At 72.5% G+C, this 24,844-nt stretch carries 19 protein-coding genes; 11 read left to right on the forward strand and 8 right to left on the reverse strand.

Annotated elements, in window-relative coordinates:
* The first annotated feature begins 89 nt into the window (after positions 1-89).
* Genes AOA12_RS07515 through AOA12_RS07540 form a run of 6 tightly spaced genes read left to right on the forward strand, consistent with a single transcriptional unit; the run spans position 90 to position 7,773 of the window.
* Positions 90-1,877 carry an ABC transporter ATP-binding protein gene (locus tag AOA12_RS07515; RefSeq protein ID WP_054681630.1) on the forward strand — a complete coding sequence of 596 codons (1,788 nt, stop codon included), beginning with the start codon at positions 90-92 and terminating at the stop codon, positions 1,875-1,877.
* Positions 1,874-3,607, forward strand: coding sequence for an ABC transporter ATP-binding protein (locus AOA12_RS07520; protein WP_054681632.1), 1,734 nt, complete (start codon positions 1,874-1,876; stop codon positions 3,605-3,607). The genes AOA12_RS07515 and AOA12_RS07520 overlap by 4 nt, the downstream gene beginning before the upstream one ends.
* A gap of 30 nt (positions 3,608-3,637) precedes the next feature.
* A complete protein-coding gene (locus AOA12_RS07525) occupies positions 3,638-4,291 on the forward strand; it encodes an MptD family putative ECF transporter S component (protein WP_054681634.1) in 654 nt (217 codons plus the stop codon).
* Positions 4,284-5,039: an energy-coupling factor transporter transmembrane component T gene (locus AOA12_RS07530; protein ID WP_054681636.1), complete on the forward strand. Its 756-nt coding sequence runs from the start codon at positions 4,284-4,286 to the stop codon at positions 5,037-5,039. Before AOA12_RS07525 ends, AOA12_RS07530 begins: the two co-directional genes overlap by 8 nt.
* The gene (locus AOA12_RS07535; protein WP_054681638.1) at positions 5,036-6,523 is read left to right on the forward strand and encodes an ABC transporter ATP-binding protein; all 1,488 of its coding nucleotides are present in this window, start codon (positions 5,036-5,038) and stop codon (positions 6,521-6,523) included. The genes AOA12_RS07530 and AOA12_RS07535 overlap by 4 nt, the downstream gene beginning before the upstream one ends.
* The gene (locus tag AOA12_RS07540) at positions 6,520-7,773 is read left to right on the forward strand and encodes an MFS transporter (RefSeq protein ID WP_054681640.1); all 1,254 of its coding nucleotides are present in this window, start codon (positions 6,520-6,522) and stop codon (positions 7,771-7,773) included. The genes AOA12_RS07535 and AOA12_RS07540 overlap by 4 nt, the downstream gene beginning before the upstream one ends.
* 10 nt (positions 7,774-7,783) lie before the next feature.
* On the opposite strand, the gene AOA12_RS07545 is transcribed toward AOA12_RS07540, so the two are convergent.
* Positions 7,784-8,518: a TetR/AcrR family transcriptional regulator gene (locus AOA12_RS07545; protein WP_054681642.1), complete on the reverse strand. Its 735-nt coding sequence runs from the start codon at positions 8,516-8,518 to the stop codon at positions 7,784-7,786.
* 77 nt (positions 8,519-8,595) lie between these two features.
* Between AOA12_RS07545 and AOA12_RS07550 the strand changes: the two genes are divergently transcribed.
* From AOA12_RS07550 to AOA12_RS07560, 3 genes are all read left to right on the forward strand, one after another.
* Complete coding sequence (locus tag AOA12_RS07550; RefSeq protein ID WP_082406062.1) at positions 8,596-12,183, forward strand: ABC transporter ATP-binding protein; 3,588 nt, start codon at positions 8,596-8,598, stop codon at positions 12,181-12,183.
* Between the two features lie 105 nt (positions 12,184-12,288).
* Complete coding sequence (locus AOA12_RS07555) at positions 12,289-13,407, forward strand: NAD(P)/FAD-dependent oxidoreductase (protein WP_054681645.1); 1,119 nt, start codon at positions 12,289-12,291, stop codon at positions 13,405-13,407.
* Positions 13,401-14,393, forward strand: a complete 993-nt coding sequence (locus AOA12_RS07560; protein WP_054681648.1) for an arsenic resistance protein — start codon at positions 13,401-13,403, stop codon at positions 14,391-14,393. Before AOA12_RS07555 ends, AOA12_RS07560 begins: the two co-directional genes overlap by 7 nt.
* A 25-nt stretch (positions 14,394-14,418) precedes the next feature.
* On the opposite strand, the gene AOA12_RS07565 is transcribed toward AOA12_RS07560, so the two are convergent.
* The 4 genes from AOA12_RS07565 to AOA12_RS07580 all read right to left on the reverse strand — a co-directional run bounded on the left by AOA12_RS07565 (position 14,419) and on the right by AOA12_RS07580 (position 19,406).
* Positions 14,419-15,204 (reverse strand): L-threonylcarbamoyladenylate synthase, encoded by a 786-nt coding sequence (locus tag AOA12_RS07565; RefSeq protein WP_054681650.1) that lies wholly within the window; start codon positions 15,202-15,204, stop codon positions 14,419-14,421.
* Between the two features lie 72 nt (positions 15,205-15,276).
* Positions 15,277-16,110 (reverse strand): phosphosulfolactate synthase, encoded by an 834-nt coding sequence (locus AOA12_RS07570; protein ID WP_054681651.1) that lies wholly within the window; start codon positions 16,108-16,110, stop codon positions 15,277-15,279.
* 44 nt (positions 16,111-16,154) lie between these two features.
* Positions 16,155-17,531, reverse strand: coding sequence for an MmgE/PrpD family protein (locus tag AOA12_RS07575; protein WP_054681653.1), 1,377 nt, complete (start codon positions 17,529-17,531; stop codon positions 16,155-16,157).
* A gap of 105 nt (positions 17,532-17,636) precedes the next feature.
* Positions 17,637-19,406 carry an L-aspartate oxidase gene (locus tag AOA12_RS07580; RefSeq protein WP_054681654.1) on the reverse strand — a complete coding sequence of 590 codons (1,770 nt, stop codon included), beginning with the start codon at positions 19,404-19,406 and terminating at the stop codon, positions 17,637-17,639.
* A 77-nt stretch (positions 19,407-19,483) separates the two neighbouring features.
* Between AOA12_RS07580 and AOA12_RS07585 the strand changes: the two genes are divergently transcribed.
* Positions 19,484-20,431: a LysR family transcriptional regulator gene (locus tag AOA12_RS07585; protein WP_054681656.1), complete on the forward strand. Its 948-nt coding sequence runs from the start codon at positions 19,484-19,486 to the stop codon at positions 20,429-20,431.
* Positions 20,432-20,616: 185 nt separating this feature from the next.
* On the opposite strand, the gene AOA12_RS07590 is transcribed toward AOA12_RS07585, so the two are convergent.
* Positions 20,617-21,411, reverse strand: a complete 795-nt coding sequence (locus AOA12_RS07590) for an ABC transporter permease (protein ID WP_054681659.1) — start codon at positions 21,409-21,411, stop codon at positions 20,617-20,619.
* Positions 21,408-22,292, reverse strand: coding sequence for an ATP-binding cassette domain-containing protein (locus AOA12_RS07595; RefSeq protein WP_054681661.1), 885 nt, complete (start codon positions 22,290-22,292; stop codon positions 21,408-21,410). The genes AOA12_RS07590 and AOA12_RS07595 overlap by 4 nt, the downstream gene beginning before the upstream one ends.
* An 82-nt stretch (positions 22,293-22,374) precedes the next feature.
* On the opposite strand from AOA12_RS07595, the gene AOA12_RS07600 reads away from it, so the two are divergent.
* The gene (locus AOA12_RS07600; RefSeq protein ID WP_054681663.1) at positions 22,375-23,304 is read left to right on the forward strand and encodes a TetR/AcrR family transcriptional regulator; all 930 of its coding nucleotides are present in this window, start codon (positions 22,375-22,377) and stop codon (positions 23,302-23,304) included.
* A gap of 56 nt (positions 23,305-23,360) precedes the next feature.
* Here AOA12_RS07600 and AOA12_RS07605 read toward each other — a convergent pair whose 3' ends face one another.
* Positions 23,361-24,791 (reverse strand): HNH endonuclease signature motif containing protein, encoded by a 1,431-nt coding sequence (locus tag AOA12_RS07605; RefSeq protein ID WP_054681665.1) that lies wholly within the window; start codon positions 24,789-24,791, stop codon positions 23,361-23,363.
* Positions 24,792-24,844 lie beyond the last annotated feature (53 nt).

Genomic DNA, 24,844 nt, shown 5'->3' on the forward strand with positions numbered 1-24,844 from the left:
TGCCTTACCTATATGCTCTCGGGTGCGATTAGAACACTGTTCATCCTAGTGTGTGATAATCGTTCTCAATTACGAGGTGAGGAGCGCCGATGGAGCACGGACGAGGCGAGACGCCGCAGACGCCGGCGGCGGAGGAGTCGTTCTTCGCCCCGGTGCGGGGCAGTCTCGCGGGGATCATCGCGCTGGCCGTCCTCGGCGCCGCGAGCAGCGTGATCCCGTTCATCGCGATCGTCGAGCTCGCGCGCACGCTGCTGCCGACCCTCGACGGCGCGCCCGTCGACGCCGGACGGGTCTGGACGATCGTGATCGTCGCGGTCGTGGCGCTGGTCGTGAGCTTCGGCTCGGCGTTCCTCTCCGGCATGGTCAGCCACTTCGCCGACGGCGAGCTGCAGCGGTCTCTGCGGCAGCGGATCATCCGGCACCTGCAGCGGCTGCCGCTCGGCTGGTTCGACCGGCGCAGCTCGGGGTCGGTGCGCAAGCTCGTCGAGAACGACGTCGTCGCGCTGCACCAGCTGGTCGCGCACTCGATCCAGGACGTCCTCACCGCGATCACCGTGCCGGTGATCAGCCTGGTCTACCTGTTCGTCGTGGAGTGGCGGATGGCGCTCGCCACCCTCCTGCCGCTCGTTCTCGTGATGCTCGTCTACCCGCTGATGATGCGGGGCGCGGGGGAGAAGTACCAGCAGTACGACGCGGCGACGCAGGCGCTGTCCGGCGCCACCGTCGAGTTCGTGCAGGGCATCGCGGTGGTCAAGCGATTCGGGCAGGTGGGGCGCAGCCACCGCCGCTATCGCGATGCGACCGGCGAGTACGTGCGCTTCGTCGGCGAGTGGACGCGCGAGACCGCCGTCGTGTTCACCATCGTCGAGCTGATCGCCTCGCCGATCGTCGTGCTGGCCTGGCTGCTGACCGCCGCCGTCTGGCTCGTCGCGAACGGCGGCGCCGCGCCGGTCGACGTGCTCCCCGGCCTGCTCCTCGGGCTCGGGCTCACCGCGCCGCTCATGAAGCTCGGGGCGTCGGGCCAGTTCCTGCGCAATGCGATGAAGGCGCAGCAGTCCCTGACCGCGTTCTTCGCCCTGCCGCCGGTGACCCGGCCCGACGTGCCGCAGACGCCGGAGGGCCGCGACGTCCGCTTCGACGACGTGGCGTTCAGCTACGACGGCGAGCACCGCGTGCTCCACGAGATCGCCGCCGCGTGCGCCCCGGGAACCGTGACGGCCCTGGTCGGAGCCTCCGGCTCGGGCAAGTCGACGCTCGCGAAGCTCGTTCCCCGGTTCTACGACGCGGATGCGGGCACGGTCGGGATCGGCGGCGCCGACGTGCGCCGGGTCGCGTCCGGCGAGCTCTACCGGCAGGTCGGCTTCGTGTTCCAGGACGTGCAGCTGCTGCGCGCGAGCCTGCGCGACAACATCCGGCTCACCCGCCCGGCCGCCTCCGACGCCGAGGTCGAGGCCGCCGCCCGCGCGGCGCAGATCCACGAGCGCATCCTGCGCTTCGCGCGCGGCTACGACGCCGTCGTCGGCGAGGACGCGAACCTCTCCGGCGGCGAGGCCCAGCGCGTCACGATCGCCCGGGCGCTGCTCGCCGATGCGCTGATCCTCGTGCTCGACGAGGCGACGGCGTTCGCCGACCCCGACTCCGAGGCGGCCATCCAGCAGGCCCTCAGCACGCTCGCGGCCGACCGCACCGTGCTCGTCATCGCGCACCGCCTGCACACCGTCGTCGGCGCCGACCAGATCCTGGTCCTCGACGGCGGCCGCATCGTCGAACGCGGCACGCACGCCGAGCTCGTCGCCGGCGGCGGGAGGTTCGCCACGATGTGGGCCGACTACCAGGCCAACCATGCCCGCACTCTCCCGGAAGGAGCCGGCGCATGATCCGTCGACTGCTGCACTACTGCTCGCCCCAGGCCCGGCGCCTCGTGATCGCCGAGCTGGGCTTCGTCGTGGTCGCCGCGTTGCTCCAGGGCATCGCGTTCCTCCTGCTCGTCCCGCTGCTGCGCGCCCTGTTCGTCGGCGACCTGGATGCCGTGTGGGGCTGGCTGCTCGTCGTCACCGCGGCCGCTCTCGGCTACGTCGTCGCGTCCTGGTTCGCGAGCCAGATCGGGATGGAGGCCGCGACCGCGGTGCTCGACTCGCTGCTCGAGCGCCTGGGCGACTCCGTGGTGTCGCTGCCCGTGTCGTGGTACTCGACGGACAGGACCGGTCTCATCACCGGCGTGGCGACGCAGGGCGCGATGTTCGTCTCGACGATGCCCTACGCGATACTGCGGCAGATCCTCGCCGGATTCGTCGCACCCGCGACCGTGCTCGTGGGAATGTACTTCTTCGACTGGCGGCTGGCGCTCGCCATGACGGCGATGGTGCCGATCATCGCGATCGGCTACCGCTGGCTGAGCCGGGGGATCGGGCGCGGCGACCGGGCGCACTCCCTGGCCGTCGCGGAGGCCTCGAACCGCGTCGTGGAGTTCGCCCGCGCCCAGCCGGCGCTGCGCACCGCCGGCGAGGGCTCGATCGCCGACCGCCTCGTGGACCAGGCGCTGGAGAACCAGCACCGGGAGTACCGGGGCCTGCTGATCACCGGCGGCGCCGCGATCGCCCTCTTCGCGGGCATCGTGCAGCTCTCGATCACCGTGCTCCTGGTCGTCGGCGCCGTCCTCGTCATCGGCGGGACGGTCGACATCGCGACGCTGCTCGCGCTGCTGGTGCTCGGCGTGCGCTTCAACGAGCCGATCGTCGCGGCGGGCGACCTCGGCGGCGGCATCGCCGTCGCGCGCACGACCATCGACCGCCTCGACGAGTTCGCCGCGGTCGCGCGTCTCTCCGAGCCGGCGCAGCCCGCCGAGCCCGCGGACTGGGGCGTCGAGTTCCGGGACGTCACCTTCGGCTACGGCGGCGACCCGGTGCTCCGGGATCTGTCGTTCACGGCGCCCGCCGGCGGCATGACCGCGATCGTCGGCCCCTCGGGATCGGGCAAGACGACGATCACCAAGCTCGTCGCGCGCTTCTACGACCCCGAGGGCGGCACGGTGCTGATCGGCGGCGTGCCGCTGCCCGACCTCGGCACGAACGCGGTCGAGGCCGCGGTCGCCCCCGTGTTCCAGGACGTCTACCTCTTCGACGACACGATCCTGAACAACGTCTGGATCGGGAACCCCGACCTCGGCCGGGACGAGGTGATCGCCGCCGCCACGCGAGCCCGCGTCGACGAGATCGTCGAGCGACTGCCGGGAGGATGGGACGCCCGGGTCGGCGAGGGCGGGTCGAACCTGTCCGGCGGCGAGCGTCAGCGCGTCTCCATCGCCCGCGCCCTGCTGAAGGACGCTCCCGTCGTGCTGCTGGACGAGGCCACCTCGGCGCTCGACATCGGCAACGAGATCGCGATCGGCGAGGCGATCGACTCGATCCGCCCCGGCCGCACCCTCATCGTCGTCGCCCACCGACTGCAGACGATCATGACGGCCGATCGCATCATCATGCTCGACGGCGAGGGCGGCATCCGCGAGTCCGGCAGCCACGCCGAGCTGCTCGCCCAGGGCGGTGCCTACGCCCGCTACTGGCACGAGCGCGTCGAGGCCGCCGGCTGGCAGCTCACCCACCGCGACTGAACCCGACCGAACCCTCCGAAAGGACCCGACATGACCGACGAGACCGTGTCCGTCGCCGCGCCCGCATCCGGTGCGCCCGCCGCGGAGCGCCCCCGCTTCTCGCTGACGTTCCGCGCCCGCGACTTCCTGACCGTCGCGATCTTCGCGGTGATCTACATCGTGGTGATCTTCGCCGTCTCGATGCTCGGCATCATCAGCCCGCTCGTGATGGTGCTGACCCTGCCCCTCGCGCCGCTGGTCGCCGGCATCCCCTACATGCTGTTCCTCAGCCGCGTGCGCCACGGCGGCATGGTCACGCTGTTCGGGATCGTGTTCGGGCTCGCGTCGATGGGCTGGGGACACCCGTGGCAGAGCGCCCTGGTCATCGTCGCGGTCTCGCTCGTCGCCGAGGTCGTGCTGTTCGCCGGCCGGTACCGCTCGACGTGGGCGGCGATCTGGGCCTACACGATCTTCTCCGCGTGGATGATCGGCCCGTGGATCCCGTTCTTCCTCGATCCCGAGGCCTACCTCGCGGGCCAGGCCACGCAGTCGATGGGCAGCGACTACGTCGAGCAGATGGATGCCGTCCTGGCCGCGCCCGTCGTCCTCGGCGTCTGGGCGGCCGGCATCGTCTTCGGCTTCCTCGGCGGCCTGCTCGGCGCCGCGGTGCTGCGCAAGCACTTCACGCGCGCCGGCCTTGCCTGAGCCGACGGCTCAGGTCGCGGCCCCCGCCGGCGTCGCCGCGCGGCGGGGGCTCGACCCGCGCAGCAAGATCCTGCTCGTGCTGCTCGTCAGCCTCGCCGTGATGAGCCCGGGCGGGCTGGTGTTCGTGCCGGCGGGCGTGCTGCTGGCGACGGGGCTCGCCGTGTCGGAGCGCGCCTGGTCGCGGGTCGTGGCCATCCCGCTCGCCGCGATCGCGATGTACCTGCTCGGCTGGGTGCTTCCGCTCGTCTGGGCGAACCCGGTGGTCACGGTCGTCGCGATCGGCTGCGGCTACCTCATCCGCTTCGTGGCCGCGTTCGGCGTCGGCGCCCACCTCGTCGCGACGACGTCGCCGACGCAGCTCAGCGCCGCGCTCCGGGCCTGGCGCCTCCCGCGGGCCGTCTCGGTGACCCTCGCCGTGATGCTCCGGTTCTTCCCGGTGGTCGCGGCCGAGTCCTCGGCCGTGCTGGATGCCATGCGGCTCCGCGGGCTCGCCGGGGCGACGGGCCTGGCGCGGCATCCGATCCTCAGCATGGAGCGGTTCACCGTGCCGATGATCGCCGCGAGCCTGCGCGCCAGCGAGGACCTGTCGGCCTCGGCGATCCTGCGGGGGCTCGGCTCGCGTCACGTTCCCGTGTCCCTCGACCCGCCCCGCTTCGGCGGGCGCGACCTGGCGCTGGTGCTCGCCCTGGCGGGTCTCGCGGCGGCCGGCGTGCTGCTGCCGAACCCTCTGACGCTGGTGATCGCATGATCGAGATCTCGAGCGTCACCTGGACCTACCCGCACGCCGGCGCCCCGGCGCTGCGCGATCTCGACCTGCGGATCGAGCCCGGCCAGTTCGTCGTCCTGTGCGGTGCCTCCGGGTCGGGCAAGTCCACCGCGTTGCGGCTGATGAACGGGCTCGTGCCGCACTTCCACGACGACGGGGTGCTCGCCGGCTCCGTCACGGTCGACGGCATCGTCACGGCGGACGTCGAGCTCGACGCCCTCGGCCTGGTGAGCGGCACGGTGCTCCAGCATCCGCGACGGCAGTTCTTCACCGACTCCGCGCGCGAGGAGACGGCGTTCGCGATGGAGAACTTCGGGTTCCCGCGCGAGGAGATCCGCGCGCGCGTCGAGGACAGGGTCGCCGAGCTCGCCCGCTGGGTGCCGGTGGGCCAGCGCCTGCAGCACCTGTCCGGCGGACAGCAGCAGCAGGTCGCGATCGCCGCCGCGACCGCGCACGATCCGCGCATCCTGCTGCTGGACGAGCCGAGCTCGAACCTGTCCGCCGACGCCGTGCACCGGCTGACCGCCGCCCTCGCAGAGCTCAAGGCGGCGGGCATGACGATCGTCGTCGCCGAGCACCGGCTCCGCTACCTGCAGGACCTGATCGACCGGGTCGTGGTCATGCGGGACGGGGCCATCGACATCGAGTGGAGCGCGGCGCGGTTCCGCGCCATCCCCGACGAACTGCTCGCCGAGGAGGGCCTTCGCGGCGAGATCCGCTCGCCCGAGGTGCCGGTCCTCGCCGCCACGGGAGGGAGCGTCGCCCATCCGCACCGGGTCGGGGACGTCCCCGCCGGGGCGCTGCAGCTGGAGGGCGTCCGCTGCCGGCTCGGCGGGCGCACGGTGCTCGACCTCGAGCGCGTGGTGTTCGCCGCGGGCGAGGTGACCGCGATCCGGGGCGTCAACGGGGCGGGCAAGTCCACTCTCGCCCGCGTCGTCACCGGCCTGCAGCGCGCGACGGGCACGGTGCGGCTGGACGGGAGGGTCCTCGGCCGCAAGGCGCGGCAGCGGGCCAGCGCCATCGTGATGCAGGACGTCCAGCGCCAGCTGTTCACGGAGAGCGTCGAGGCCGAGATCGAGCTCGCCGGCTCCGGTGCCGTCGCGCTCCCCGACACGGCCGCGGTCCTCGATGCGCTGGACCTGGCGCCGCTGGCCGAGCGGCACCCGCTGTCGCTGTCCGGAGGGCAGCAGCAGCGGCTCGTCGTCGCGGCCGTGCGCGTCGCCGGCCGGCGCATCGTCGTGTTCGACGAGCCCAGCTCCGGCGTCGACCGCCGGCACCTGGGGTCGATCTCCGACCAGATCCGCCGGGTCGCCGCCGACGGCGCCGTCGTGCTGCTGATCAGCCACGACGACGACCTGCTCGCCCTCGCCGCCGACCGGCAGCTCACGCTGACCGCGGTCGCCGCGCACTCCGCGGAACAGGCCGGCGTGCTCGTCCCGGACCGATCGTCGAAGGAGCCCCGATGACCGGGCCGACACACGGAACGGCGCCCGGGGCGCCGTCGTCCCCGCCGCAGATCGCCCTGCTGCTCGGCGCGGTGTTCCTCGTCTACCTGGGGCAGATGACGCTGAACCCGATCATCGCGCCGCTGTCGCGCGAGGTGGGGCTGGCCGAGTGGCAGATCGGCGTGACCATCAGCACCGCAGCGGTCGTGCTCGTGCTCACGAGCCAGTTCTGGGGCCGCCGCTCCCAGTCCTGGGGCCGCAAGCCCGTGCTCGTCGCCGCCTTCACCCTCGCCGCGATCACGATGGCGCTGTTCGCGCTCGTCTCCCACCTCGGCATGATCGGGCTCCTCACCGGAACCGGGCTGTTCGCGCTGTTCGTGCTGCTGCGCGGCGTCGGCTTCGGCTCCGCGATCGCGGCCGTCCCTCCCACCGCGCAGGCCTACATCGCGGATGTCACCGACGACGAGGCCACCCGGGTCAAGGGCATGGCGGGCATCGGCGCCGTCTCCGGCATCGCCATGATCGCCGGCGCCGTCGTCGGCGGCGTGCTCGCCGTCGGCGGCCTCATCGTGCCGCTCATCGCCGTTCCCATGCTCCTGTTCGCCGGGCTCGTGCTGATCGCGGTCCGGCTGCGCCGCGAGCCCCGGCACGAGCTCATCGAGCGGCCGGCCCGGGTGAGCCCGTTCGACGCGCGGGTGTGGCCGTTCCTGCTCGCCGGGTTCGGCATGTTCACCGCGCTGGGCTTCATCCAGGTCATCACCGGCTTCATCGTCCAGGACCGCCTGGGGCTCGACGCGCGCATGACCGGCGTCCTCACCGGCGCCGCCCTGTTCGCGGCCGGCGTCGGACTCGTGGTCGCGCAGGCCGTCATCGTGCCGCGCAGCGGCTGGTCGGCCCCGACCCTGCTCAAGGTCGGGGCGCCGATCGCCGTCGCCGGCTTCGCCGTCTACGCCGTCGACGGCGGGCCCGTGCTGCTGTTCGCGGCGCTCGTGGTCATGGGGCTGGGCCTGGGGATCGCGATGCCCGGCTACACCGCCGGCCCCACGCTCCTGGTGCGCCGCGAGGAACAGGGCGGGCTGGCGGGGCTCACGACCGCGACCACCGGCCTGACGTTCGTCGTCGCCCCGACCCTCAGCACCGCGCTGTACGGCGTGTGGGCGCCGCTGCCGATCATCATCGGCGGCGTCATCATGGCGATCGTCGCGGTGTTCGTGCTGGCCCATCCGCGATTCCGGCGCCCGCCCGCGCCTCCCGCCGACGCCGGAGCCTAGCGTCGTCTGCTCAGCCCTGCCGCGCGCGGCGCGCGGCCAGGGCGTCGAGGCTGAGCACGGCGCGATCGACCAGGCGCTCGAAGAGCTCGTCGCTGGTGCTGTCGGGCAGGTCGGCCGCCGCCCGCGAGCGGGGGGCGTCGATCTCGGGGTGCGCGTCCAGCCATCCCCGGGGCACCGGGTCCTGCATCGAGCGGCGCTCTCTCGCATCGGCGCGGTCGTAGCGGTGGTCGATCATGAGGGCGAAGCCGAAGACGTCGCCGAGGAACTGCGCGCGCCATGCCAGCGCGTCGGGCAGGCTCAGGCCGACGTCGGTGAGGAACGCGAGCAGCCGCTCCGGCAGGAGGACGCGCTCCGGCGGCACCTCGACGGGAGTGACGGTCTCGTCGAGCGAGAACAGCAGCGCCCGGCCCATCCTGCGGTAGGCCTCGCGCGTGTCGTGATAGAGCGCCCGCACGCTCGTCTCCCGGTCGGCGGCGTCGAGACGGCGCTGCGGGTGCAGCTCCATGATGCGCGCCGCGACGAGATCGACGACGTCCTGCCGGTCCGCGACGTGGTTGTAGAGGGCGCGCACGGTGACGCCGAGCCGCTCGGCAAGGCTGCGCATGGTGAGCGCGGGGAACCCGCGATCGGCGGCGAGGCCCAGGGCGGCCTCCGCGATGGACGCGCGGGTGACCGGCGGCACAGGGCCGTCGAGCCTCGGGCGGCCGGGGCGCCGGGGGCGGTCGCTGTTCTCGTTCTCGTCCACGGCTCCACGCTATCGTTCCCTGGCGTTTATTACATGCTCTGTTGATTTATTGGACCGGCGTCCCTATCGTGATTTAGGTGACCCTTACTCCTCTCGACGAGAAGACCTCTCCGCTCGGCGACGCCCCGGCGGGCGAGCGTCTCACGGTCGGCGCCGTCGTCTCCCGCCATCGGCGCGGCCTGATCCTGTCGGCCGTGTTCGCGATCGTGGCGGGCGTGTGCTCGCTGGCGCCCTACGTCGCTGTCTACGCGGTGACGGTCGCACTGTTCGACCCCGACGGCGGGGGAGCGGACGCGATCGGATGGATCGCCGGGGCGACCGCGGCGGCGATCGTGGTGCGGGCCGTGGCCTCGGGCCTGTCGACGCACGCCGGACACGTCGCCGCGTACCGTGTGCTCGCCGATCTGCGACGGGCGATCGCCCGCACCCTGCAGCGGCTGCCGCTCGGCCGCGTGCAGGCGCGCTCGGCGGGGGAGATGAAGAAGCTGCTGCACGACGACGTGGAGCAGCTGGAGGAGGCGCTCGCGCACGGCGTGCCCGACATGGCGGCGGCCGCGGCGGTGCCCGTGGCGACGACGGCGCTGCTGTTCGCGGTGGACTGGCGCCTCGCGCTGGTCGCCCTGGGATCGCTCGCGCTGCTGGTGCTGGTGTCGGCGGTGGGCGTGAGAGCGGCGATGCCGGGCAACAGGCTGCTCGCCGCGCACACGAGCGTGCTCAACCGGGCGGTACTCGGCTACCTGCAGGGGATCAAGGTGATCCGCGGCTTCCTGCGGCCCGACTCCGGCTACGACCAGGCCCGGGACGCCATCGTCGCCTCCGGGGAGCTGAGCGCCCGCGTCACCGCCGGACCGCTGCGGTGGCTGGTCGCCACGATGTCGGCCGCGACCGGGCTCGCGGTCGCCCTGCTGATCCCCGTGGCCGGCGTGTGGTTCGCCGACGGCGCGATCGGGCTGCCGACCCTCGCGCTGTTCCTGCTCGTCGGGCTGGCCTACCTGTCTCCCGTCATCGGGCTGGTGGGGACGATCGCGACGATCATGGCGCGCATCCAGTTCTCGGCCGGCTCGATCCGCGAGATCCTCGCCGAGCCGGTGCTGCCCGAGCCGGTGCGCCCGCGGGAGCCCGAGCGGTTCGACGTCGCCTTCGACCGGGTCTCCTTCGCCTACGGAGAGGATGCCGGCCCCGTGCTGTCCGACCTGACCCTGCGCATCCCCGAGGGCGCGCGGTTCGCGCTGGTCGGCCCGACCGGTGCCGGGAAGTCCACGGTCGCCCGGCTGGTCGCCCGGTTCTGGGACGTCGCCGCGGGCGCGGTCTCGATCGGCGGCGTCGACGTGCGCGACATCCCCCAGGCGGCGCTGGCCCGGCTGGTCGCGTTCGTCCAGCAGGACGAGTACCTCTTCGCCGCGAGCCTGCGGGAGAACATCCGCATCGCCCGCCCGGGGGCGACCGACGCCGAGGTCGAGGCCGCCGGTCGCGCCGCCCAGCTGGACGAGCTGGCGGCCGATCTCCCGCACGGCTGGGACACCGAGCTCCCGGGCGGGGGCGGGACGCTGTCCGGCGGGCAGCGTCAGCGCGTCTCCATCGCCCGCGCCCTGCTCAAGGACGCTCCGGTGATCGTGCTGGACGAGGCCACGGCATCGCTCGACGCCGAGACCGAGCGGGCGACGCTCGCCGCGATCGCCGAGCTGACCGCCGGCCGCACGGTCATCGCCATCGCCCATCGGCTGGCGACGATCCGGAGCGCCGAGCGGATCGCCTTCCTCGAGCGCGGCGTGCTCGAGGCCGAGGGCACGCACGACGAGCTCCTCGCCGCGAGCGACGGCTACGCCCGGCTCTGGGCGGCCTACACCAGCGCGACCGGCTGGCATCTGGATCGCGACGCGGGCGCGCCCCTCGTCCCGATCCCGGGACCCGCACCGCACCCCGCCGCCGTCGACGAACGCGACGCCGCGGCGCGGGCGATCGTCACGCCCGGCCTCGGTGCGCTCGGCTTCGGCCGGCAGTGGATCAGGCTCCTCGGCCGCGGCCGGCCCGCCCTGCTGCGCCGCGGACTGCCCAGGCTGCTGCTGGAGGGACTCGTGCGCGGGATCCCGCTCGTGGCGGTGTTCCTGATCCTGAACGCCGCGATCGCCTTCGTCTCGGGCGGCGCGGCCCTCGAGGCGCGCCTCGTCTGGATCGTCACCGGCATCCTCGTCGCGGGGCTCGTGCTGCGGCTGCTGGTCGCGCAGTGGGCCAACCGCACGGTGTGGTCCATCGCGGCGGCGTCCAAGACCGACCTGCAGCTGTCCGTCGTCGAGCGGCTGCGCCGCGTGCCCCTCGGCTTCTTCTCCCGCATCGACAACGGGCGCGTCACGACCCTCATCGGCAACGACATCGTCATGATCGACTTCCAGAACGTGCCGCAGCAGATCGCGGGCGCCCTCGTCCAGCCGATCTACGTCACGATCGCCCTGCTCGTGATCGACGCGCGCCTGGCCCTCGCCGCCCTCATCGGGCTGCCGGTCTTCTGGGCGATCACAGCACTGAGCGACCGCGTCTACCACCGCGTGTTCACCGACGTGCACGCCGCCCGCCGCGAGGCGACCACGATCCTCCTCGAGCAGGCGAGGGGAGCGGCGGTGCTGCGCGGCAACCCCGCATCCTTCATCGCGAGCCGCTTCGAGCACGCGGTCGCCCGGCTCGAACGGGCGAGCGTCGACATGTCCGTGCGGGCGACCCCCGCGATCGGGCTCGGCGCGATCGCCATCGAGTCCGGCCTCGTCGCCCTCATCGTCGCCGGCGGCGCCCTGTACGCCGGTGGCGCGGTGCCCGCCACGACGCTGCTGCTGTTCCTCCTGCTGTCCCTCACGCTCTACCAGCCCATCCAGGAGCTCGGCGTGCTCGCCGGCTACCGTCACAACCAGGAGCAGATCGCGCAGAAGATCGCCGAGGTCTGGGACGCGCCCGTCCTGCCCGAGCCCGCCCGCCCCGCGACGCCCGCGGACGCCTCGGTCGAGTTCTGCGACGTGACCTTCGGCTACGACGACGCGGATGACGCCGACGGCCGCGGCCCGGTGCTCCGCGGCGTCTCGTTCCGCGTCGAGCCCGGCGCGATCGCCGCCCTCGTCGGCCCCTCGGGATCGGGCAAGTCCACGATCGCGAACCTCGCCGCCAGACTGTGGGACCCCGACGCCGGCTCGGTCCGCATCGGCGGCCGAGATCTGCGCGATCTCGGCACCGACACGGTCATGCGCATGGTCACGACCGTGTACCAGGACGTCTACCTCTTCCACGACACGATCCGCTTCAACGTCGCCATCGGGCGCCCGGGCGCGACCGACGACGAGGTCTGGGGCGCCCTCGCCGCGGCGCAGATCGACGACGAGGTGCGCGTTCTGCCGAACGGGCTCGACACCGTCGTCGACGACGGCGGCACGAACCTCTCCGGCGGGCAGCGCCAGCGGATCTCCATCGCCCGCGCCCTCCTGAAGGACGCGCCCATCGTGATCCTCGACGAGGCCGTCGCCAGCGTCGACCCCGACACCGAGGCGCGCATCCAGGACGCCATCGGCCGGCTCGCCGCGGGCCGCACCGTGCTCGTCGTCGCCCATCGGCTCGACACCGTCCGCGACGTCGACCAGATCCTCACCGTGGCGGGCGGGACCGTCGCCGGTGCGGTCCCGCGGTGAGGCGCGACGCTCCTCGTGCACCCGGCTGCGGGATCGGTCCCGGTGCGCGGTGCTGTGCTTGTAGTCTATTGAGAACGATTCTCAATAATTGGAGATTGCGAGCCCATGCCGACCCAACCCCAGATCCTCGACGCCCTCGTCATCGGTGCCGGCCCCGCCGGCATCGGCACCGCCCTCGCCCTCGCCGCCGTGGAGGACCTGACCTTCGGCGTGCTCGAACGCGGGCGGATCGGGCAGACGTTCCTGGACTGGCCCGCGCAGCAGACGTTCCTCACGCCGTCGTTCACCGGCAACGGCTTCGGCGCGACCGATCTGAACGCGGTGCACCCGAAGACCTCTCCGGCGTTCAGCCTCGGCGTCGACTATCCGACCGGGCCGCAGTATGCGAGGTACCTGCGCGGCGTCGCGACGCACTTCCGCGTTCCGGTGCTCGACGGCACCGAGGTCACCGCGGTGGTGCGGCGCGACGACGTCTTCGCGCTCGAGTCCAGCAGGGGACCGGTGCTCGCGCGGTCGCTCGTCTGGGCCGGCGGGGAGTTCCACGAGCCTCTGGCGCCGCGCATCTCCGGCAGCGGCCTCTCCGACCTCGCCGGTGCGCCCGCGGCGTGGGAGCCGCGCGAGGGCCGCGTGCTCGTGATCGGGGGCTACGAGTCGGGCGTCGACATCGCCTGCCATCACGTCGAGCACGGCGCGCACGTCACGGTCGTCGACGGCTCGACCCCGTGGCACGCCGGCGCCGGATCCGACCCGTCGTTCCAGCTGGCGCCGCGCTCGAGGGTCCGGCTGAGGGCCGCGGAGGCCACCGGACGGCTGACCCTCCTCGGCGCGCGCGCCGGCGCCGTCAAGCGTGACGGCGCCGAGTGGAGCGTGCGTCTCGACGACGGCATCCGCGTCATCGCCGACTCGCGTCCGATCGCCGCCACCGGCTACGGACCCGGCCTCGGTCCGGTCGATCGGCTGTTCGCGCGCCGCGCCGACGGCTGGCCCGAGCTCGACGACGACGATCAGTCGACGATCGCGCCGGGCCTGTTCCTGTCGGGCCCGGCGATCCGCCACGGCGGCCTGAAGTTCTGCTTCGTCTACAAGTTCCGGCAGCGCTTCGCGCACATCGCGCGCGTCATCGGCGAGCGCGCGGGCAAGGACGTCAGCGCCCTGGAGGCGTGGCGCGCCGCGGGCATGCTCACCGACGACCTCTCCTGCTGCGGCGTGGAGTGCGCATGCTGACGGCCGCGCCGCGCGGCGGGCTCACGACCGTGCTGTTCCTCGCCGCGATCGCGGTCGGGAGCCTGCTCGGCTCCCTCGCGCCGACCGCGGCCGAGGGGGTCGCGGGTCTCACGGATCCGCTGATCCTGCTGCTGGTCGGACTGCTCTTCCTCACGCTGCGGCTCGACGGCCTCTCCGCGCTGCGCCGCGCGCCGCGCACGGTGCTGCTCGCGATCGGGATGAACTTCCTCGTGGTGCCGCTGGTCGCCCTCGCGCTCACGGCGCTGCTGCCGGACCAGGCGCTGCGCCTGGGCGTGCTCGTCTACTGCCTCGCGCCGTGCACGGACTGGTTCCTCGGCTTCACACGCCTGGCCGGCGGCGACACGATGGCCGGAGCCGCGCTCATCCCCGTGCAGCTGACGCTGCAGCTGCTGCTGTATCCGGTGTGGCTGGCGCTCTTCGCGGGCGCGCACGCCGACGGGGTCCTCGCCGCGGCGGGACCGACGCTGCTGGCCTGGTTCGTCCTCCCCGCCGCCGCCGGTCTCGGGCTGCGGCTGGCGCTGCGCGCCGTGCTGTCCGGGGCGCAGCGCAGCACGGTCGTCGCGGCCGCGGATCGTGCCGTGCCGGCCGTCATCGGGGCGGTGATCGCGACGATCTTCGCGGGCAACGTCGGCACGATCCTCGCGGACCCGACCGCGTTCGCCCGCGTGCTGGTCGTCGTGTTCCTGTTCTTCGCCGTCACGTACGGGCTCGGCGAGGGCGTCTCCCGGATGCTCCGGCTCCGGCATGCGGAGCACGCCGCGCTCACGATGGCCGTGTCGGCCCGCAACGCGCCGCTGATGCTCGCGCTCACGACGATCGCCCTCCCCGATCAGCCGATGGTGCACGCGGCGATCATCCTGGGCATGCTCATCGAGTTCCCCCATCTGACCGTCGTCACCCAGCTGCTGCGCCGGCAGCGGCGGCCGGCCGGTGCCTCCGCCGCCGAGCCGACGGTGCCGGCGTAGCCGGCGCGGGCCGGCGCCGCCGCGCTCAGTAGTGCTGCCCGTGCCGGTAGTCCCACGTCGGGAACTGTGCGGCGAGGTTGGCGACGATGCGATCCTGAGCGAGCCCGCCGCGGATCACCGTCGGGGCGGGGGAGACGCCGCGGGCACCGCGCTGCTCGGGCACGAGCTCGCCGTCGCCGTCCACGAAGGAGACCATGACGCCCTGCTCGTACCGGCTGCCCGTGTCGGGCTGGACCGAGCGCACGTAGTCGTCGGCCTCGATGACGAGATCGACGCCTCGGGCGATGCGCTCGCCGATGCCGTCGACGCGGCCGCGATTGCCCTGTCCCGATGGGTTCGCCGAGCTCGCGAAGAGGACGGTGTGATCGCGGTCCCACAGTGCGCGTGCGATCCGTTCGCCGGGCTCGCCGAAGCGCACGACGAAGCAGCTCGTCGCGCGGTCGTCCATGACGAGCTCCTCGGCCCCCGGCGGGATGTGGGCGCGACCGTGCCGCGTCCACGGCAGGATGCAGCCGAGCAGCACGTCCTGCCGCCAGTGCGTGCGGTAGAAGCCCTCGACCTCGTCGCTGAGCTCGGCGAGCGTGACGAGCTGGTCGAGCGAGCCGCAGAGGACGACGCCCGGCTTTCGACGCGGGCGGCGTTTGACCTCGAACTTGCGCTCGAGGCCGGCGGCGTCGACGGCGACGATGACGTAGCCGACCTTCGTGGGGCTGACGACGAGCCCGCCTCCGGATCGGAGCAGCTCGACGGCCTCGTGCTGCAGGCCGCCGTTCCAGCGGACGGTCGGGGCGGATGCGGTCGTGTTCGGCATGAGGTTCCTCCGGGTCTGTGCGGCGGATCCCGCGGGACGCCGCGGATGGCGGCCTCCCGCGGGATCTCGCGTTCAGGCAGGGTTGATGACCCGGCCCCAGGTGGACTTGTTCCCCCAGATGTTCTGCCGCAGTCCCTCGAGCTGGAGGATCTGCGAGTGGTCGACGAAGAGGTTGACCTCGTTGCCGTAGTTCTTGACGTACCACTCGAACACGGGACCGTCTGCGGCCTCGAACATGACGTTCTCGAGACCGACCCCGTTGATGATGGCCGCCGCCGCACCCGTGTTCCACTCGGTGACGTTCTCGGTGATGCCCTCCGACTCGATCATGATGATGTCGGCACCGGCCTCCAGCGCCTGCTGCGCCCGGTCGACGAGGTCGCCGACGTCCTTCTTCGTCTCGGCCGCCAGCTCGGCCTCGCCGGAGTCGCCGCCGGAGCCGATCTGGATGCCCAGCTCCGGCTTGGCCTTGAGGCCCGCCTTGACGACCTTGTCGACGAGCCGCAGCAGGCCCGACGTGGGGAGCATGATGAACCCGGTCGAGATCTCGATGACGTCGAAGCCGACCTCCTTCGCCTCCTTCAGGTACTGGTCGACGGCATCCGGGCCGTAGCGCAGCACCGTCTCGATCCAGCCGCCCGACGACACGTACGCGCCGTTCTCGTGCGCGATGTCGCTGAAGGCCCGCACCTGCTCGGGCGGGACGAGCGAGAACGACCCGCCCGCCCATTTGATGCCGTCGACCCAGTTGCCGGCGACATCGAAGACGTCCTGCAGGTGGCGCGTGCCGAACGTGGCGTAGTAGGGCGCGCGGATCTCGGTGATCCCGAACCGGCGCGGCTTCTCCGGCCGATGGGCGCGGGGGACGAAGTTGAACGCGGTGTCGAAGGGGATGGCGTTGCTCATGGTGTTTCTCCTTTTCCTCTGGGTCTCGTGCGCGTGCCGGTGTGTCACGCGCGTGTGCGGCTGACGCGGGCGAGAGCGCTCGTGAGCTCGGCGACCGTGCGATTCTCGAGATCCGCGACGATCGCGGCGATCTCATTGCGCAGCTCGGGCGTCGTGAACGGCGTTGCGAGCGCGTCGAACTTGCGCCGGGCGCCGTCCCAGCCGAGCGGGTCGTCGTGGAATCCTTCGTAGGAGCTCTGCACCGAGCGCAGCACGGTGCCGTCCTCGAGCACGACCTCGAGCTCGGCGGGCATCTCGTCGGGGAAGCGCGCGGAGAAGCCGTCGTCGGGCGTGATCTCGACCTTCGCCATCAGCGCCTGCACGTCGTCGGCGACGATGCGCGCGGGCGCGTACTGGGCGGGGGTGAGCTCGCCGTCCAGCAGGACGACGGCCAGCATCCAGGGCAGCGAGTGGTCGGCCTCCTCCTTCGTGCGCACCGTGCGCTTGTCCCCCTCCTCGCCGCCGCCGATGATCGAGAAGGCGACGTCGAAGGTGCGCAGCCGCACGCTCGCGATCGAGGAGGCGGCGAAGCCCGTCTGGGAGCGGACGTGCTGCGCGGCGTCCAACGCCGACTGCGAGTGGATCTCGGCGTTGTGCTTCTTGACGATCGAGCGCCGCACCCGTTCGAGGTCCTCCGTCTGCCAGTCGATCTCGAAGGGACCCGCGATCGCGTCCTTGAAGCCCTTGTTGCCCTCGAAGACCTCCTCGGGCCCGGTGATGCCCCGTGCCGCGAGGAGCGCCGCGAAGGTGCCCTCCTTCGAGACCTGCGGGTAGGCGAGGCCCTTCCAGTGCGACAGGTTGCCGGTGCGTGTCACGCGCAGGGCGTTGTTGGCCGTGCCCGAGATCGAGATCGCGTTCGCAATCTGCGTCGCGGGCAGCCGCAGCGCCTTGGCCGCCGCGGCGGCGGCCGCATAGGCGCCCTGCGTCGTGTGGTCGAAGCCGCGGGCGCGGACCGGTGCCACGTCGGACAGGCGCGCGTGCACCTGATAGGCGACGGCGAACGCCGTCAGCAGCTCGCGCCCGTCGGCGTTCACGGACTCCGCGGCGGCCAGCACCGCCCCGAAGTTGTCGGAGGGGTGGTTGGTCTCGCCCTTGGCGAGGTAGGAGTCCATGAAGTCGAGGTAGCGGCTCAGGGCGCTGTTGTAGAAGGCGGCGCGGTCGGGCGCGGTCTTGCCGCCGCCGATCAGCGTGGCCGCCGGCGCGCCCCCGAGATCGTCGATCAGCTCTCTGATGGCGACGACGGGTTCGGCGTCGAGGGCGCCGATCGCGACCCCGATCGTGTCGAGGACGCGGATCTTCAGCTGTTCGAGCGCCGTGGCGCTGAGATCCTCGAAGGCGGCGGCCGCGACGAAGGCGGCCAGACGAGAGACTTCCGTGCTCATGAGAGCGTCCTTTCCAGAGAGAGAACGCGATCGCTTAGGTAAGGCTTGCCTAACTACAAGTAGACCTCAGATTTATCTCGATGTCAAGATAAATTTCTCGATCCGTCACTCGGCAAGCTTGCCGACGGGGGAGTCGTCGATCTGCGTTCGCGCGAGCTCGCGGAACGAGTCGGGCGCCTCGCCGACCGGCTCGAAGACGACGCCGGCGGCGGGCGACCACACCATGCTTCCGCGCAGCTCGTCGCGCTGCTCGGGGTGGTCGGAGCGGTTGTGGCATCCGCGGGTCTCACGTCGTTCCCGCGCGCATTCGAGCGTCGCGCGCGCCGCGAGCAGTGACCCGTAGAGGTCGAAGGCGTGCGCGAGGTCGTCGAAGCCCGCGATGTCGGGATGTGCCGTGAGGTTCGCGACGCGGCTCTCCAGCTCGTCGAGCTTCGCCAGCCCCTCGCTGAGCCCCTGCTCGCTGCGCACGACGCCCGCGTGCTCGGTCATGAGGTCGCGCAGGCTGCGCTGGAGCAGGCGCGGGCTCTCCTCGCCGCCGCCGGTGAGCAGACCCTGCATCTCGGCCCGCGCCTCCGCGACCGCCGCGGGGTCGCGTCGCAGCCCCGTGAGGCCCCGCACGTACTCGGCGGCGTCGCCGCCCGTGAGCCTGCCGTACACGAGCAGCTCGATGAGCGAGTTGCCGCCGAGCCGGTTCGCGCCGTGCAGGCCGCTCGCGGCCTCGCCGATCGCGTAGAGCCCGTCGACGCCCGTGCCGTGCGTCTCGGGACTCACCCAGACCCCGCCCATCGAGTAGTGCGCGGTGGGCGCGACCTCGATCGGCTGCTTCGTGATGTCGAGCATCTGCAGGTCGATGAGCGTGCGGTAGACGCGCGGCAGCTTGGCGAGGATCTGCTCGCGCGGGAGGTGCGAGACGTCGAGATAGACGCCGCCCTTCTCGGTGCCCCGGCCCTCTGCGATCTCGGTGTAGTTGGCGAGGGCGACGCGGTCGCGCGTCGACAGCTCCCGGCGCTCGGGGTCGTAGCGCTCCATGAAGCGCTCGCCGAGCGCGTTGCGCAGCACGCCGCCCTCGCCCCGCGCCGCCTCGGACACCAGCGTGCCCGCGGCGTCGGAGGGCTCGAGCAGGCCGGAGGGGTGGAACTGCACCAGCTCGGCGTCGCGGATCCGCGCTCCCGCGAGCGCCGCGAGCCGGAACGAGTCGCCGGTGTTCTCGTCGCGGCGCGACGATGTGTGCCGCCAGATGCGGTTGTGGCCGCCCGCGGCGAGGATCACCGCGTCGGCGTGGATGACCACGGGCGTGCCGTCGACGATGTCGAAGCCGTACGCGCCGAAGATGCGCCCGTCGCTGACCAGCAGGCGCGTGACGTAGACCGTGTCGACGATCGGCACCTGCAGCTCCTGCGCCCGCCGCAGCAGCGTGCGCTGGATCTCCAGCCCCGTGTAGTCGCCCGCGTAGCACGTGCGCCGGTAGAGGTGCGCGCCGAAGAAGCGCTGGCTGAGGCGTCCGTCGGCCTCCCGGGCGAAGGGCATGCCCCAGCGCTCGAGGTCCTCGATGCCCTGCGCCGCGTTCTTCGCGACGATCTCGACGATGCGCGGGTCGGCCAGGAAGTACGACTCGCGCAGCGTGTCGGCGGCGTGCTGCTGCCAGCTGTCCTCGGGGTCCATGGTGCCGAGGGCCGCGTTGATCCCGCCCGCGGCGAGCGAGGTGTGCGCGTCGTGCTTGCGCCGCTTTCCGACCGCGAGCACCTGCACCCCGCGCTCGGCGAGCTCGATGGAGGCGCGGAGCCCCGCGCCTCCCGTGCCGACGACGAGGACGGACGTGGAGATCAGGCGTTCGTGCGTGGTGCTGTGGGGCGCGGTGCTGTGGGGTGCGTTCATGCGCACAACGGTAGGTACGCCTCGATGATTACTCCAATGAATAGTGTCGATCAAGACGATACGTCTACGCTATCGACATGAACCTCGAACAGCTGCGAGGGTTCGTCGAGGTCGCGCAGACGAGCCACTTCACCCGCGCCGCCGAGCGGCTGCACGTCGCCCAGCCGACGCTCAGCAGACAGGTCGCGACGCTCGAGTCCGAGCTCGGCGTCGACCTCTTCCACCGCACGCGCGGCAACGTCGCCCTCACGGCGGCGGGGGAGCGCCTGCTGCCGCTCGCGCGCCGCATGCTCACGGATGCCGAGACGGCGCGCAGCGAGATGGCGGAGCTCGCCGGCCTGCAGCGCGGCCGCGTGCGACTGGGAGCGACCCCCACCCTGTGCACGAGCCTGGTCGCCGAGGTGCTCGCCGAGTTCCACGAGCGGCATCCCGGCATCCACATCGAGATCCTCGAGCGCGGCTCGCGCAGCCTCATCGAGGCGCTCGTCGACGGCGCCCTCGACCTCGCGCTCATCGTGACGAGCGTGTCGTCGGGCGCCGCCCGTGCCGTGCTCGAGCGCGAGCCGGTGCTGAGCGAACGCCTCGTCGTGGTCTCGTCGGCGGCGCAGCCCGACCCGTTCGCCGGCCAGGACGCCGTCACCCTGCGCCGGCTCGCCGCGACCCCGCAGATCGTCTTTCCGGAGAACTACGATCTGCGGGTCGCCGTCGACGCCGCCCTCGCGCGTGCGGAGCTGACGCCCGCGATCGCCGTCGAGGGGGCGGAGATGGATGCCGCGCTGCGCTTCGCCGAGCGCGGCCTCGGCGTCGCGGTCGTGCCGGCGATGGTCGCCGTCGACCGCCCCGCCCTGCGCGTCGCGCCCCTGGCCGACCCCTCGCTCGCCCGCACGGTCAGCGTCGCGCGCCGCACCGACATGGCCCCGACCCACGCGGGTGCGGCGCTGCGCGCCCTCATCCGCGAGGTCGCCGACCGCCTCGCCGTGCCCGGCACCGAGACCTCGCGCCTCGTGAGCCGCGTCGCGGGCTGACGCCTCCCACCCCTCCCCGCGAGGGTGCTGGTTGTCCCCGCGAGGGTGCTGGTTGTTTTCGCGAGGGTGTTGGTTGTACCCGCGAGGGTGCCAGTCATGTTCCCGCGGGAGCACCCTCGCGAACGCAAGTGGCACCCTCGCGGGAACATGTGGCACCCTCGCGAGCGGTGTCGGGCGGCGGGGTGCTAGCGCCGTCCCGCGCGGCGGCGGAACAGCCAGGCGCCCCACGCGACCGCGACGACGAGCACGGCGGTGCACCACAGCAGCGCCCACCACGGGTTCGTGCCGAGCGGCGCGCCGAGGAGCAGCCCGCGGATGGTCTCGACGATCGGCGTGATCGGCTGGTGCTGCGCGACCGGCTGCAGCCACGCGGGCATCGTCGACACGGGGACGAAGGCGCTCGACAGATAGGGCAGGAACAGCAGGATGAAGCCGTATCCGTTCGCGGCCTCGGGGCCGCCTGCGGCCAGGCCGATCGCGGCGAACAGATAGGTGATCGCGAGGATGTACAGCGCGATGAGCGCGATCGCGCCGAGCCCTTCCGCGGGCGACGCCGTCGGCCGGAAGCCGAGGGCGAACGCGACGCCGATGACGACGCCGGTCGCGAGCAGGTTGCGCAGCAGGCTCGCCACGACGTGGCCCGTGAGCACGGCGCCGGCGCGCAGCGGCATCGTCCGGAAGCGGTCGATGATGCCCGTCTTCATGTCGTTCGCGACGTAGACGGCCGTCGACGACGCCCCGAAGCCGGCGCACAGCAGGACGATGCCCGGCACGATGTAGTCGACGTAGCCGCCCGCCGGGTCGAGCGCACCGCCGAACACGAACGTGAACAGCAGCATGAGCATGACCGGCAGCGTGATGGCCATGAGCAGCGACTCGCCGTCGCGCAGCGAGTGCCGCAGGCTTCGCGTCACGAAGACGCGCTCGGCGACGAGGCCGCCGACGCGGGGACGGAGCGCGGGGACGGGCATCGCGGTCATGCCGCCACCTCCTCGGCCGGCGCAGCGGTCAGGGCGAGGAAGACGTCGTCGAGCGTGGGCCGGCGCACCGACACGACGCCCTCCACGGCGCCGAGCGCGTCGAGCGCCCGGCGCACGCCCGCGACGGTGCTGTCGGTGGGCACCTCGCGCAGCAGCTCGCCGTGCGCGTCGCGCAGCTCGACGACGTCGGAGCCCGTGGCCGCCTTCAGCTCGTCGGGCGTGCCGAGCGCGACGATGCGGCCGTCGTGCAGCACGGCGATGCGGTCGGCGAGCTGGTCGGCCTCCTCCAGGTACTGCGTCGTGAGGAAGACGGTGACGCCCGCGTCGGCGAGGGAGCGGATGACGCTCCACAGCTCGCGACGGCTGCGGGTGTCGAGGCCCGTCGTCGGCTCGTCGAGGAAGAGCACCTCGGGGGTCACGACGAAGCTCAGGGCGAGGTCGAGGCGCCGGCGCATGCCGCCGGAGTAGGTCGCGACGCGGCGCGATGCGGCGTCTGCGAGGTCGAACCTGTCGAGCAGCTCGGCGGCGCGCGCCCGGGCCGCGCGCGACGAGAGCCCCGAGAGGCGGCCGAGCATCACGACGTTCTCGATGCCCGTGAGCGCGTCGTCGACGGCGGCCGACTGGCCCGTGAGGCTGATGCGCCGCCGGGCGGTCGCCGGGTCGCGCACGACGTCGGTGCCGAGGATGCGGACGGTGCCCTCGTCGGGCGCGACGAGGGTCGTGAGCACGCCGATGGTGGTGGTCTTGCCCGCGCCGTTGGGCCCGAGGAGCGCGAGGATCTCGCCGCGCGCGACGTCGAGATCGAGCCCGTCGAGCACCACGTGGCGCCCGAACGCCTTGCGCAGTCCCCGCACGACGACGGCGGAACGGTCGTCAGTCATGAGATCGCCTTTCTGTGTATGCCTGAAACTGTTTATGACGGTAACACACTGTTTACGTAATACACAGTCCTAGACTGTGGGGATGGACGACGCCGCAGATCTCGACCTGCCGCGCGGCATCGCGCTCGCGTGGGGCATCGCCGCCGATCCGCAGCGCGGGCCCAAGCGCGAGATGAGCGTCGAGCGGATCGTCGAGGCGGCGGTCGAGCTCGCCGACGCCGACGGGCTGTCCGCCGTGTCGATGGCCGCCGTGGCCGCGAAGCTCGGCTACACGCCGATGTCGCTGTACCGCTACGTCAGCGCGAAGGACGACCTGATCCTGCTGATGCTGGAGGAGGCGACGGGGCTGCCGCCCGAGGCGGCGCGCGAGGGTGCCTGGCGCGCGCAGCTGCGGGCGCTGTACGACGCGCAGCTGCAGGCCTATCTGCGGCATCCGTGGGCCCTCGACATCCCGATCAGCGGCTCACCGACCACGCCGAGCACCTCGGCGTGGATGGATGCGGGTCTGGGCGCGCTCGCCGACACGCCGCTGACGCACGACGAGCGGATGTCGGTCCTGCTCCTCGTGACCGGACAGGCGCGGTGGGCGGGCATGATCATGGCCGGGTACGCGCGCATGGTGCGCGAGCGGCAGGTGGACGACGGCGACATCGCGCAGCAGGAGGACGCGCTCTACCGCCTGCTCATCACCGCCGACGCGTACCCGCATCTGCGCGCCGCGATCGACGCCGGGGTCTTCCTCGACGAGAGCGATCCCTTCGCGTTCGGGCTCGAGCGCAGCCTCGACGGGGTCGCGGCGTACATCGACGCCGTCTCCGCCGCGGGCGCTCGCGCGCAGCCGTCGACGTGGCCGGGGACCGACGATGGCGACATCGCGGACGACAAGCGCTTCCGCGAGGCGCGCAAGGCCGTGCGCGAGGCGGAGAAGGCGCTCCGTGAGGCGCGCAGGCGCGAGCGTCAGGAGGCCCGCGAGGCGCGCGAGCGCCTGGAGCGCCGCCGCCGCGACGGGTGAGGGATGTCCCCGGCGGCGAGCCCGTGCCCTGGAGCCCCCGGTGGTGAGCCCGCGCCCTAGAAGGGCGCCGGGTCGCAGGGGATGGCGTTGCCGGTCGGGCTCGTCCAGGTGATCTCCCCGGTGCGCGGGTCCCGGCGCATCCTCCACGCGGTCTCCTCTTTGAGGACGTGGTGCGATCGGCAGACCGGTGCCGTGTTCTCGGCGGACGTCGTCCCGCCGTCGGCCCAGCGCGTGCGGTGGTCGATGTCGCAGCGGTCTGCGGGCGTGCGGCATCCGGGGAAGACGCACGTGGGGTGGTGGACGCGGAGCCAGCGTCTCAGGTCGGCGGGGACGCGGTAGGCGGTGCGGTCGATGTCGACCACCGTTCCCGTGACGGGGTGCGTGAGCACCCGGACGAGGCTCGTGGCCGTCGCGGCGAGGTCGCGGGCGGTGTCGATGTCGATGGGACCGTAGCCGTCCAGGGTGGCGGGCTCGTCGGAGCGGCCGAGCAGGCTGAGGGCGGGGATCGTGAGGTGCACGGTCGCGGCGGGTGCCGGTGCGGCCGGCCGGTCGGCGCTGCTCGCGTCGACGGGCGGCACGAGCGTCGTGAGCAGGTCGCAGAACGCGTCGGCGCGGAGCTGGGCGCTCGTCCGGTGCTCGTCGGGTCGTGCCGCGAGGTGGCGGGCGTGGCGTTCGAGGAGGTTGTCGATCGCGTGCGCGCCGGTGGCGGGCAGGAGCGCCGTGAGCGTGGCCATGCCGTCGAGCTCGGGCGCGATCCACACGGCGCGGTCGCCCATCGCGCGGGCGTGGCGCTCGCCGAGCGACGTCGGGTGCACGCGTTCGCGAACGGCTCGCGCACGGGTGCGGAACCTCCCCGGCGTGAGCGCGGCCGCGGCGTCGGCGAGGGTCTCGTCGAACCGCTGCCATGCGTGGGGCATGCGATCGGGGAGCGAATCGGCGAGGGTCGCGACCGTGGCGGCGTTCTGCTCGCAGATGTCGCCGCCGAGATATCGTGACCACAGCACGGGGCAGCGCCGGGAGAGCACCCGTGCGCGATGGCCGCGGGAGCGGACGGCGTTCTCCGACAGACGCAGGCGCGTCGCGAGGTCGGCGGCCGCGGCGCGGACGGCGAGCTGCACGCGGTGGCGACGCACGGTGCGGACGTCGCGGTCGCGGGGATCGACCCAGGCGGGGTCGAGAGCGGGGTCGGGGCCGAGCCAGGGCACCGTGTCGGTCTCCGCCCGGGTGAGGACGGCGTCGATCACGCGATCCTGCTCTGCGACCAGGGCTCGCTGCCGCCGCGCGATCCGCTCGATGTCGAACAGTCCCTCGAACGCCTCCTGCGCCTCGTCGGGCGTCGCGTCGACCGGGCACAGCAGGTCTGCCTCGTCGATCAGCCGTGCCCGGTCGACGTGGTCGCGGCAGAGCGCGTCGAAGTGCGCGTCACGGAACGCGCGATCGGCGAACAGGTCGCCGATCGGATCGACGGATATCGTTGAAAGATCCATATCTCAAGCCTACTATGTCGCTCGATAGATAGAAGATAACTACGAAGAAGATT

Origin of the sequence: Microbacterium sp. No. 7, assembly GCF_001314225.1 — a bacterium.
Classification (GTDB): domain Bacteria; phylum Actinomycetota; class Actinomycetes; order Actinomycetales; family Microbacteriaceae; genus Microbacterium.